The 12,035-nt window shown below is 44.6% G+C and carries 8 protein-coding genes and 1 pseudogene; 8 read left to right on the top strand and 1 reads right to left on the bottom strand.

The genetic code is table 11. The features are described from left to right. Nucleotides 1–163: 163 nt before the first annotated feature. The 3 genes from A2048_07290 (at nt 164) to A2048_07280 (ending at nt 4,337) form a co-directional block, all read left to right on the top strand. A complete protein-coding gene (locus tag A2048_07290; GenBank protein ID OGP08223.1) occupies nt 164–2,053 on the top strand; it encodes a hypothetical protein in 1,890 nt (629 codons plus the stop codon). Between the two features lie 197 nt (nt 2,054–2,250). Then, complete coding sequence (locus A2048_07285; protein OGP08222.1) at nt 2,251–3,624, top strand: hypothetical protein; 1,374 nt, start codon at nt 2,251–2,253, stop codon at nt 3,622–3,624. After that, nucleotides 3,612–4,337 (top strand): hypothetical protein, encoded by a 726-nt coding sequence (locus tag A2048_07280; protein OGP08221.1) that lies wholly within the window; start codon nt 3,612–3,614, stop codon nt 4,335–4,337. Before A2048_07285 ends, A2048_07280 begins: the two co-directional genes overlap by 13 nt. Nucleotides 4,338–4,353: 16 nt before the next feature. Here the strand turns inward: A2048_07280 and A2048_07275 are convergent, their stop codons facing one another. Beyond that, nucleotides 4,354–6,111 (bottom strand): hypothetical protein, encoded by a 1,758-nt coding sequence (locus tag A2048_07275; protein OGP08220.1) that lies wholly within the window; start codon nt 6,109–6,111, stop codon nt 4,354–4,356. 307 nt (nt 6,112–6,418) lie between these two features. Here A2048_07275 and A2048_07270 point away from each other — a divergent pair, with 307 nt between their 5' ends. The 5 genes and pseudogenes from A2048_07270 to A2048_07250 all read left to right on the top strand — a co-directional run bounded on the left by A2048_07270 (nt 6,419) and on the right by A2048_07250 (nt 12,035). Then, a complete protein-coding gene (locus A2048_07270; GenBank protein OGP08264.1) occupies nt 6,419–7,738 on the top strand; it encodes a hypothetical protein in 1,320 nt (439 codons plus the stop codon). A gap of 101 nt (nt 7,739–7,839) precedes the next feature. Then, on the top strand, nt 7,840–8,271 hold the full coding sequence (locus A2048_07265; GenBank protein ID OGP08219.1) for a hypothetical protein: 432 nt from the start codon (nt 7,840–7,842) through the stop codon (nt 8,269–8,271). A 246-nt stretch (nt 8,272–8,517) separates the two neighbouring features. After that, complete coding sequence (locus tag A2048_07260) at nt 8,518–9,900, top strand: hypothetical protein (protein OGP08218.1); 1,383 nt, start codon at nt 8,518–8,520, stop codon at nt 9,898–9,900. Continuing rightward, complete coding sequence (locus tag A2048_07255; protein OGP08217.1) at nt 9,888–10,631, top strand: hypothetical protein; 744 nt, start codon at nt 9,888–9,890, stop codon at nt 10,629–10,631. The genes A2048_07260 and A2048_07255 overlap by 13 nt, the downstream gene beginning before the upstream one ends. A 192-nt stretch (nt 10,632–10,823) precedes the next feature. Then, a pseudogene (locus A2048_07250) lies at nt 10,824–12,035 on the top strand (hypothetical protein).

Here is a 12,035-nt window from a genome sequence, read left to right as displayed (position 1 = left end):
TAAACAATTGAAATTAAATATAATTCTTTTAAGAAAGGGGGGCTTTTTTAAAGACGATTTATTTAAATCCTAATTTAAATCATGGATTTAAATAGATAGATATTGTTACACTTAAGACGATTTGGGGAAAAAGGGGACTCTTAGATATTGGTAGGGAAATTTTATGATGGCCCCTAAAACTTACTTTTTTATATTCTTGTTTGTTTTTTCTTCCTTCATGGGGGTGCATTGCGGGCGAACACCCAATGCAATTCCATTAGTTGAACCCGATCCGAATATTGGGGCCCCCAATCCAAGTGGGGGGGCCCCTGTTTATTACCCTCATGCCAAGAATTTTAAGGCCCCTGTAAACCATGGGGCGGCTTACCAATCCACCCTTCAAAACGGTCAAGACCCCAATTCCAGTTTGTGCATTCTTTGCCACAATCTTCGAAAAGAGGCCCCCACCTGTATTAGTTGTCATCCGCTTTTTCCTCACATGGAAAATTGGAAGGACCCAATCAACCATGGCGCTTATGTGCGTGATAATGGCACAGCAGGCTGTGCCACCGATTGTCATGGAGCCGATTTGGCTAGCGGGTTATCCAGGATTTCTTGCCAAAGCTGCCATCACCCGGAAGGTTGGGCCGCGGCCGATAGTCACGGACTATATGTCATTCAGAACGACAAAGAATCTTGCAAGAGTTGCCATGGGGAAGATTACAAAGGAGGGGTTTTCGGACCTTCTTGTTACAATGCCAATTGTCACGCGACTTATCCGCATCCGTCGGGTTGGGCTCAAGTAGAAAAACATGGATTTTTTGCTCATGACCAAGGAAAAGAAGATTGCAAAGACTGTCATGGGCAGGATTTCCAAGGCGGTATCTCCAATGTGTCTTGTTACAATGCCAGTTGCCACGCGACTTACCCCCACCCTGATAATTGGCGCCAGGAAACTCACGGCTCTGCAGCCCTGGGAGAAGGAAAAAATGCATGTAAAACATGCCATGGAGATGATTTTACCGGTGGGATTTCAGGGGTAAGTTGTTATGCCAACTGCCATGCCAGTTTCCCTCACAATGAACAATGGCCCCAGCCCGATCAACATGGAGTTGTGACTTTGCTCAATGGAAAAGAGGGGTGCAAGCTGTGTCATGGGAACGATTTCCAGGGCGGTAATTCAAATATTTCCTGCTACAATGCCAACTGTCATACTACTTATCCCCACAATGAAAACTGGGTGCAAGCGGCTCAACATGGAGTGGCCGCTTATGGAGAAGGAAAGAACAACTGTAATTCAGCCAATTGCCACAGCCCCGATTTTTCAGGTCGTGAACCCCTTATTAAGGGATGTGTCAATCAGGATTGCCATCCCAATTACCCCCACCAACTTGATCCAAACTGGATGGCCGAACAAAACCCAACCCATATGACGACCTTTATTGCAAAGGTAAGAGCCGGGGATAACGATGCCTGCACCGAATGCCACGGGCAGGATTATGATCGTGTGGTCAATGGTGTTTCGTGTACGGCGGCGGGTTGTCATCCCAGTGGAGTGACGCATCGAAACATTCCTGAACCTTGGGCCGATGGCCAGGGGCATGGGGCTTATTATGTCAGCCAGTATTCAAATCCAAACTCAGTGGATGTGTGGATTAATGCCTCCTGCGGGCATTGTCATGGAACTCCTGTTACTTTTACTTTGAACGACACATTGGAAGGCCTTGCGCAGCAATCTGATTGTTATCGTTGTCATTGGGCCTTTCCCCATGTCAGGGTTGAGTATGGAAATCCAAGGCCGAATGGTCGAAGGCGCATTAATGATTGGGCGCCTGCAAGCGAGCATTTAGCTCATCTCTCTTATATTTTTGGAAACCCATTATTGGTGGACGAAAATGGAAATCATCAGGCCCAATTTGTGAATGGGGTTGAAAATCCGGCAGTATTTGAGGCCATAGAAAATACATGTGGGGGCTCTGAAGGAAATTGTCACTTTAATGGACGAGGATCCCCCGTTCTTGAATTTCGGGCCCCTGATCTATGTACAAGTTATTGTCACATCCCATTACCCTAATCTGAGAAAAATCAGAATGACCTCCTTACTCAAAAAGAATTTTTCATAAAGATGAAGAATTTCTTATGTTAATTATTGAGGTTCTCATGGGTTACACGTATAGTTTGCACACATCAATTTTATTGGTTTATTTTTGATAAACTGAGCAAAATCATGGTTGCATGTCTTATTTGAGTTAGTCTTTAAAAGATAAAGTCATGACTTCTTTCTTTTCTAAAATAGTGTCTTTTCTTATTGTTTTTTCATTTTTGGGGGTAGCCGATGTGTTTGCTGCCACTCCCAAAAAGAAAAAGAATAGTTTTGTCAGTGGCTATTTAACGAACAGGTATAAATTTCGGACTACCGGAGATTTTTCGGATCACGATTTGGAAGACATTCTTTCTTTGAATTTTGGAAACCCTAATTGGGACCGTGTCACGGGGTCTCTTCAAGGGGGCATCATTTCCGATCTCAATGGGGACGAAGACACCAATGTTTTCTCCGGCATCAATAACGCTTATTCAGGCGATGTTGTCGGGCGGCTTTATCACGCCTATGTCAATATTAACAAGCTTGATCCCATCAGCTACGTTCGTGCGGGGCGCCAACATCTTCAAAGCATCGAGCATCATTATTTTGATGGGGTTTCTTTTGAAACAATCCCCTTTGTTGGGTTTGTGGTGAGTGCCTTCGGGGGTATTCCCGTTCATCTCTATGAAAAAAAACTTGGGACGGACGTGGGGGATTGGATTGTCGGCGGAGGCATTCAATGGAACCCGGTGAGCATTGTGAGGGTCAAGTTTGATTATTCCCACATCAAGGATGACGATGTCGGGTTAAGACTGAGCCAAGGGGATCAGGAAGACAATCTCTTGGGAGCTTCCCTTTGGATTGATGCCAGCAAAAATTTTAACGTCTTTGGCCGGCTCACTTCCTTTTCGGATGAGTTAAGGGATGCCACATTGGCCGCCACCTTGTTATTTCCAGAAAAATCTCTGACAGTCCGGCTTCAGGCTTATCGCTTGCTTGAATCCTACGACATTCGCGTGAGTGACTGGGATGCGATGAATTTTGCAGGAGTTTATCAGCCCTATACTGAAATTGGAGCGAACCTGACAAAAGGGCTGGGCAAATTTTTTAGTATTGATGTGGGAGGTGCTAAACGCATTCTTGATGATGCCCAAAGTGTCAGTGCTTTTAATCACGGATTTAGCCGGGGGTATTTTTCATTTCTTAGCCAGAATTTCCTGATTGATGGGCTGTCTACCAATGCCGTCTTTGATTATTATCACGGTGAGGATAATTCCCTTAAAAATAATTCGGTGGGGGCTTCTTTTTCTGCTTCCCAGGCCTTATTCAAGAAGCACAAAACCCTTAAAGACAAGGATATGAAGTTTACCCTTGGAACGGCTTATTACTTGTATTGGTATAACTTATTGACAGGCAATGAAGAAAGTGATGTTCAAACTTATTTTGCCGAGTATGGAACCAAAATTATTGACAATATAAAAATCGTCACGCGTTACGAGCTTGAGCACAGCGAGCTGAATGCTTTTCATACAGGAACTTTTCGTTTTATATGGAATTTTTAAGGAACAAATATTTTTGGATGGGCCTCTTGCTGCTCCCTGTTCTTCTTGGGAACAAGGAATGCAAGCGTTCGTATACTTGGGGAGATCCCAATGTTGATTTTGTTTCGGCTTGGGAAGCCGATCACAAAGACTTTGATGCGTCAACCAAATGCAGGGAATGCCATGATGACCGCAGATCGGCGACCAAAGCTCCCAAAAGTCACAATAGTCACGACATCGTTTGGAAAAGGGAACATGGCAAGTATGCCCAACTCAAATACGGATACCGAAAAGAAAACATCTGCACTTTATGCCATACGGATTCATTTTGCGAATCCTGCCATCAGATAGAGCCTCCACAAAACCACACAGTATTCTGGAAAAACCGCGGGCATGGTTTGACTGTGGGGCTTGATCGCAGCAAGTGTACCGCATGTCATATCAGCGATGATTTTTGCACGCGCTGCCACAGCGAGACCAAACCCGTGGATCACACAGGTCTGTGGGGAAGCACCCGGAATACGCACTGCTTGAGTTGCCATTTCCCATTGTCAGTCTCCATCCCGGATCGTTGCGGAGTGTGCCATCAAGAGAACCCATCCCATCTTACGGCCCCAGCAGCCCCCAACACCATTCCCCTCCATGTGGCAGGAGCTGATTGTCGCACCTGCCATGCTAATTTAACCCATGCCGACAATGGTGGAAGTTGCTTGAGCTGTCATGCCATGCCGTAAAGGGCACCTCTCCTATTTATTCCAAATGCCTCAGGATGGGGAATTTACTTTTAAGCAAAATGGACGTTCCTCCAAGCAGAAGCCCGATGCACCCCAGTGAAATGACAAGGTAGAGAAGTTCAAGCCTGAAAAAATCAAAAAACAGGAGTTTAAATACAAGAAGAAGGTATAAAAAAATTGAAAGAATACGGATGAAAAATAATTTGAGAACAACCCCGACGTAAGCCACACAAAAAGCAAAAAATCCTCCGAGAACGGTCAAAAACAAAAGAGCTAATTGTGAAATCTGGTTTTGATTTTGGGAAGGGAAGAGGCGCATGATTTCACTTCCCATGCCAAGCAATAAAACAGCCAACCCCAAACTGAATAATCCCTGCCCAAGCAGGGGGCCCAAGTTCTTGGCTTTAAGGTCGTTGTTGATCATCCGGCCCTGGTATCCAAAGCAGAGGAAAGTGATGACAAAGGAGACAAATTTTAAATTAAAAAATGGGATGTCTTCCTGCGCCGTAAAATGAAACCGCATCGAAAAAAGAAATATCAGGGACCATATGATCATTGTGCCGGACACGGTTTTTAGTTGCCATCCATCTTCCCTGTTTCCCTTATGCCCAAGAAGAACGGCAAAAAGACAGAGGGTGATGATATCCAGCGGAATGGGCATCAGAATGGTCAGGGCGATGGCTGTTGAAAGTACCGTGCCCACCAGAAACAAAAAATCGTGTGATTGTTTTTTTAACCAGGTTGTAAAATACAAGATGGCATTTAGAGCCACAGGGATCAGCACAAGCCATGGTGTGTTGAATTTTCCCCAGAAGGCAAAGAGGTAAAAATAGAGGGCGATGTTGTTAAAGCCCCAGGTGAATTTTTCCGAAAGGAAGGTTGGCCGTTTGTGAGTAAGGGGCAAAAATCCGCTCCAAAGGATGAAAATGGCCGGGAATAGGGTTGTCTTCCACAAAACAAGATGTGTTGATTCAAGTTGGGGTTGCAGATTGATATTACGGATAAAGACAAAGACAAAAAGATGAGTCATCAACGATGCAGCAGCGCTCAGGCAGGGCCAATCGCATAGCAGGGTCAGCGCAAAACTGCCCATAACAATAACGGTATAATAAAGAATAAGCCAGTGGGTACCCATGAAGTCAGGGAGGACAAAAAGGGGAAGCAGGCATGATCCCCCAAGGCCCCAAAGGGCCCATAGGGAAGTTTTTTTTAGGAATGCCCAAAGCAGAAATGCCAACCAGAGGCTCAATGAAGAAATGAGCAGGAAATAAGGCCCTGTCAAAGAAAGCCTGATACTTGACCAGTAGATGGCCATGAAAAACAACAGGGCCCCAATAAGCCCCAAGAACCCGCCGAATTTGGGATAATTTTTTATGCGAATGTAGCTTGATACGGAAAAAAAGATCAAACCCAGAAGGGCAAGGACAATGACCTGCCCCAGCCCCGTGACCCAGTTTTGAACAAAGCAATAGCGCACAAAAAAACAACAAAAGAGCAGGGCCATGGCAATGCCCAGCCAACCCAGTTGGGTGGCGCCCGAAAAACTTTCAAGATTTATTTTCTTGTCGAGAATCGATTCGGATGTGGGATGTTCATTATTGGGAATAATGTAGACCGGATTGTTTGCCGGAGTTAAAAGAGCTCCCTCGATTTTTTCAATGCGCTTTTCCAATGAAGAAATGGACTGCTTCAGTTGATCAAGTGTCTTTTCACAAGACATGTTGAACTCTTTTCTTTGAAATTGAACTTTTTTACGAGCGAAGTAAATGGCCATCCCCTAATATGGCGAGGGGGACTATGGCTTAAGGCAGGATAAATGTCAAAAATTAATGATTCACGGGGCCTGTAAAAAAACAATGCCCAATGATTTAAATCAGTATATTATAGGCCCTTTCTACTGACCAAAATCATTACAGTCAGGTTCGAAATTTAATAAGTTGGTTTACTTTAGGAGAACCCAAATGACCCAACAAGATGAAAGACAAGCACAATCCCCCTCCGGGGATCACAAGAAAAAACGAAGCCCATGGGCGTATATTTTTCACGGCCTATGGCGTTCCCCTTTGGGATTATTGGGTGTAATGCTGACCACAATTTCTGCTACCCTGATGATCATCGGGTTGGCCGCTGAATTCCTGGGTGTTTTTCGTAATGCTTATCTGGGAATTTTCATCTTTTTGGTTCTTCCAGTTGGAATGATCGCAGGCCTTCTGATTATGCCCGTGGCAGCTTATTTGCGAAGAAGACACTGGGAAAAGCATGGTGTCGAGAAGGAACATTTGCAGATCAATCTGAGTAACCATCGGCATCGTTTGTTTGTCATCGGTTTTATTGTGCTTACTTCAATTAATTTCGTTATTTTGGGTATGATTAGTTACGAAGGATATCATTATACGGAATCAAACCAATTTTGCGGGGCTATTTGCCATAAAGTCATGGAACCTGAATACACTGTCTATCAACGATCTCCCCATGCACGCGTTGATTGTGTGAATTGCCATATTGGATCAGGAGCTGACTGGTATGTCCGTGCAAAAATTTCCGGGCTAAGACAGGTGGCTGCCGTCATGTTGGGGACCTATAACAAACCCATTCACACCCCCATTGAACATTTACGTTTTTCCCGGGAGACCTGCGAACAATGTCATTGGTCCGAAAAATTTGCCGGCAAAAAGACAAAAACCTTCATTCATTTTACCAATGAAAATCAATTGGAACCCGATAAAACAAACATTGCCCTTCATATAGGGGGGCGTAACCCGCGGACGGAAGCTTTTGAAGGCATTCATTGGCATGTCAGCCGGGATATTCAGGTCAGTTTCCTGGCGGCCGATGAAAAGCGTACTTCCATTCCCCGTGTTCGTGTCAAAAAAGAGGATGGTTCTATAAATGAATATTCCAATGGTGAAGAAGTTCCCGCTGACAAAGAGAATAAGTGGCGTGTGATGGAATGCGTTGATTGCCACAACAGACCGACGCATATTTATAAGTCTGCCGAAGAGGCTGTTGATTTTGGTTTGTTGAGCAAAAAGATCAATCCTGAAATTATTGGACTAAGGGAAGACGGGCTCAAAGCCCTTAAGAAGGGATATGCCTCACGGGAAGAAGCCCGGAGTGAACTTGGCCAATATCTCATGGGACTTCAAACCGAGCGTAACCAGGAACAGGCAAACCTCTTTTCAAAAGATATTCAAGTAGCAGGAGATTATCTGCTGGAACAATACATGGGGAATGTATGGCCCAACATGAATATTGATTGGGGGACTTACAAAAGTCATTTGGGTCATGAATATGAACTTGAGGGCTATGGATGTTTTCGTTGTCACGATGACGAACACGAAACCAAGAAAGGCAAAGTCATTTCACAAGATTGTGACTTTTGCCATGATGACCCCCCATGATCTTTGATGTTTATGACTTTTATCATTTATGTCCTACAGGATTTTTGATAAACACACTGCCGTGTTTGGATTACAAACTTTACTAAAAGGAGCTTATTAATATGAAAACCATGCTTAAAAATGGAGTTACAGGGATCCTCTTTTTGGGTCTCTTGGGTCTTTTTTCGGTGGCCAATGCGGCCGATGATCCGGGGAAAAAGATTTTCCTCGATCAAAAATGCAACAAATGCCATGAAATTAAAAGCTTAAGTATCGCCAAACTTCCCAAGGAAGCTGAAGCCGGGGAAGAAGCTGAAGCTGAGGAAGAAGCGGATACTCTTGAAGCGCCCGATCTTAAAGCTGTTGCCACCGACGACCAAGTCCAAAAGGCTGCCGGGGGTGCATCCCAATACCTGAAAGATTACCTCCAAAAAAAGGTGGATCATACAGGTGGTGAAGGAGCCAACAAAAAGCCGCGCAAGCATAAAAAGCTGTTCAAGGGAGCTGATGCCGACTTGACGGCGCTTGTTAACTTTTTACTTACGGTAAAATAACCCTCCTTAGTTGTTTGTTTTATTCTCAAGCCCCATGTTCTAGTATCAGAACATGGGGCTTGTTAGTTTTCCTCTTAAATTCAAGAGTATGTTTGTCAGGTTTATTTTTAAAAAATAAAAATATGATCTTTATCATTTGCAAAAATTTCTTCCCCGATATACTCATACACAAAATTAGTGTAAAAAAAATTAGTTCTCCAATTTCTCTGGCATTAAAAAATAGTTCTTTAATAAGAGAGGTCGCTCTTGCAACTTAAGTCAAGACAGCCAACTATCTTTTCCAAGAAATCACATTATTTATTCTTTATAGTCATTTTCCTTTTAATAGGTTTGGGAACAAGTTCATTTGTTTTTGGAAAGGAAAAAGAGCACTCTTTCTGGGGGTCGCTCACCCAACGATATAAATTGCGCTCCACGGGGGCTGTTTCCGACCACGATAGTGAATCGATCGTCAATTTAAACCTTGGTCATGGGAATTATGATCGTTTTTCAGCTTCTGTTCAGGCAGGGCTTATCGTTGATATCAACGGTGCGGAAGACAATAAACTTTTTTCCAGCATCTATGATAGTTATTCCAGCCGCGCTGTTGGACGTTTGTATCATGCCTACTTTGACGCGCGCAAAGTGGGCCCCATTGGCCTGGCTCGTTTGGGGCGTCAGCACATCTATGAAATTGATTCTGTGTATTTTGATGGTGCTTCGGTGACAACCCGGCCTTATTACGGTCTCGTTTTTTCTGCGTTTGGAGGTGTGCCGGTTCATCTTTATGAAAGCCAGATTGGTGTTGGGAAAAAAGATTGGACTCTCGGCGGTTCGGTTCAATGGACACCTTTGGCCCGTTTAAGGCTTCGTGGAGATGTCGTTCATCTTAAAGATGATACAAGCAGTTTCCGTATTACCCAGCAAGATCAAGAGGACACACTTCTTTCAGGTTCGGTTTGGGCTGATTTAACAAAGATCTGGAATGTTTTTGGACGCGTGAGTGCTTTTTCAGATGAGATGCGTGATGTTGAGGCGGCCTCCACACTCCGTTTTGATCCACAAAAGCTGTCCTTTCGTTTTCGTGTGTACCGTCTTCTGGAAGACTATGACATTCGTGTGGTTGACTGGGATGCTTATGGTATCGCCGGCAGTTATCGCCCCTATACTGAAGGGGGTTTAAATGTCACAAAGGAAATGAGCAAGTATTTTTCAGTCGATGGCGGTTTTGTGGTGCGACGTTTAGATGACAGGCAAATTGCAAGCGCCTTTAACCACGGATTTGAACGGGTTTTTACTTCTTTATCGAGCCGGGACTTTTTGGTAAAGGGTTTGTCGACTTCAACCACTTTCGACTATTACCATAGCCGGGACAATGTTCTCAAAAATAATACCTCAGGGGTGTCTTTTTCGGCAAATCAGGATCTTCTCAAAAAACGTCTCAAGGTGGGTGCCGGAACGGCGTTTTATTTATACCGTTATAATTTGCTTACAGGAAATGAATCAGACAATGTCCGAACTTATTTTACCAATGCCGAAGCCATACTTACCAAAAAGAAGGATCTCAAGGCGAAAATGGCCTATGAAATTGAAGATAACAAGTTCAACACTTTTCATAGTTTAAAAGCAGGAGTGACATGGAATTTTTAAAACCATCTCGTCAAAAACGCTTTCATGGGAAAATGGTTTTCCATGTCTTGCCATTCCTGTTTTTGCTTCCCTTTTTGTTTGGAAATAAAGGATGCGATAAAACATTTACATGGGGTGACATCAATAAAGATGTTGTGGCCAAATGGGAAGATGATCACAAGGACATGGACCGCGACACAAAATGTTCTGACTGCCACGATGCCATAAAGAATAAAAACTCGAGGCCCAAAAGTCATGATGTGGTTTGGGAACGTGAACATGGCAAATATGCCCAGCTCAAATTCGGATTTAGGGATGAAAACGTTTGCCGGCTTTGCCACACTGATTCAACGTGCACCCAGTGCCATCAAATTGAAGAGCCCCAAAATCACACGATGTTCTGGAAGCTTCGAGGGCACGGTGTTTCGGTAGGGCTTAATCGCAGTACTTGTGCCGTGTGCCATGCAGGGACCGACTTTTGCGAACGTTGCCATTCGGAAACCAAACCCACAAACCATATTGCCTCTTGGGGGAACACGACCAACAATCATTGCATGAGTTGCCACTTTCCCATTACCTCCGCAGGAGCCCAAACATGTGCCGTATGCCATGCAAATTTACCCACACACGATCAAACTCCATCGCGACCCAATAATGCCCTGCATGCTGCAGGAGCGGATTGTCGCGGTTGCCATAACCCCCTCCGTCATCCCGATAATGGAATGACTTGCACAAGTTGCCATACGCAATAGTGTTCTTTGAATAGATTCCTCAAAGCATTCTGTATTGTTAAATTGCCCCCATTGGGAATGGGCAATTATGGGATGAGCGGGGTCAGTTGAGTTGCTGATGTTGATCATAGGTAGAGAAGAAATAGTTTTGATATAAGGGGAACAGAATTTCATGAAAAAATGTCAAATAAATCCATTTAAAAGGGGGTGCCCATGAGTTACTTAAAACTTTCTAAGAAAATCTTTTGGTGTTCTGGTTTTTTTATTTTTCTTTTTTGGGCGATCTTGCTTACAGGATGCGGGTCCGGGAGTGATAATTCGGGTACGCCCAATGCCAATGCTGGAGATGATCAAGAGGTTTTAACTGCAGAAACTGCAAGCCTGGATGGTGAAGCCAGTACCGGTGTTGAAACCGCAACCTGGACTTTTTCTTCAAGACCCACGGGCTCTGCAGCGGCCCTTGTTAATGAAGATAACTTAACCCCCACCTTTACCCCTGATGTCAATGGGGATTATGTTGTTCAACTTTCGATTAATAGCGGAGCCTCAACAGATACTGTTACAATAACGGCCAGTGAGGTTCAGGCTGTTGTATCGGTTCCTGCAAGTTCGGCGGTCACGACCCGAACTCGCTTTAATACAACCGAATATGTCATTGATGCCGAAGATACGGGGGGCATTCTTTCAGCGGCAACAAGCCAGGTTTCTGCTTTAGCCAGTGTTGCGGGGCCTAAGGCGGCCACGGTAAGCAATTATTTGTGGGAACAGGTTGAAGGCCCAAATGCAACCACCACCAATGGGTCTTCCAATGAAACCCTTGAATTTACTGCCCCGGCATTAACTGACCTTTACAATGTGGCGGATCATTATAAATGGCAGGTGTTCCCCATTTCACGAAATGACGCAAAAATGGTTTTTAAATTAACAGTGACCGGAAGCAATGGGGGGACGGATACGACTTTTTTCACGGTTTATCTGGAGGATGATGGTTCTGAACTTCATCCTGCCAGCGGGCTTCCCAATGTTGCTGTAGGGGAAACTGTTTATCTTGCAGGCCCTGATCTTAAAGCCTCAACGGCTAATACAACCACTCAACTTGAAGGAGGCCCTATCACCGATTGGAGCTGGACACTTTCGGTTCCGGATGGATCCTCTGCCACTTTCGTCGATTCAGGGACTACATCCTCCACTTTACAAACTCCCAAATTTGTCCCGGATGGGGCCGGCCTTTATACTGTAAGCTATTCGAGTGTGACAGGGGCCTATGCCGGGGCTACTGCGGCCACGACTGTAAAATCTCCAGGGACTCTTACCATTAACGCGGCCGATTGGGTGGGTGTGGGGACTATTGGAGATACAACCCCGGCATCCCCCCAATGTGCCACGTGCCATGATGGGTCGGTACAAGCAGATAAACAAACAGGG

Source organism: Deltaproteobacteria bacterium GWA2_45_12 (genome assembly GCA_001797365.1).
Lineage (GTDB): Bacteria > UBA10199 > UBA10199 > UBA10199 > UBA10199 > UBA10199.
Note: the sequence above shows the minus strand (reverse complement) of the source record. Positions and strands in the feature narration are given on the sequence as shown.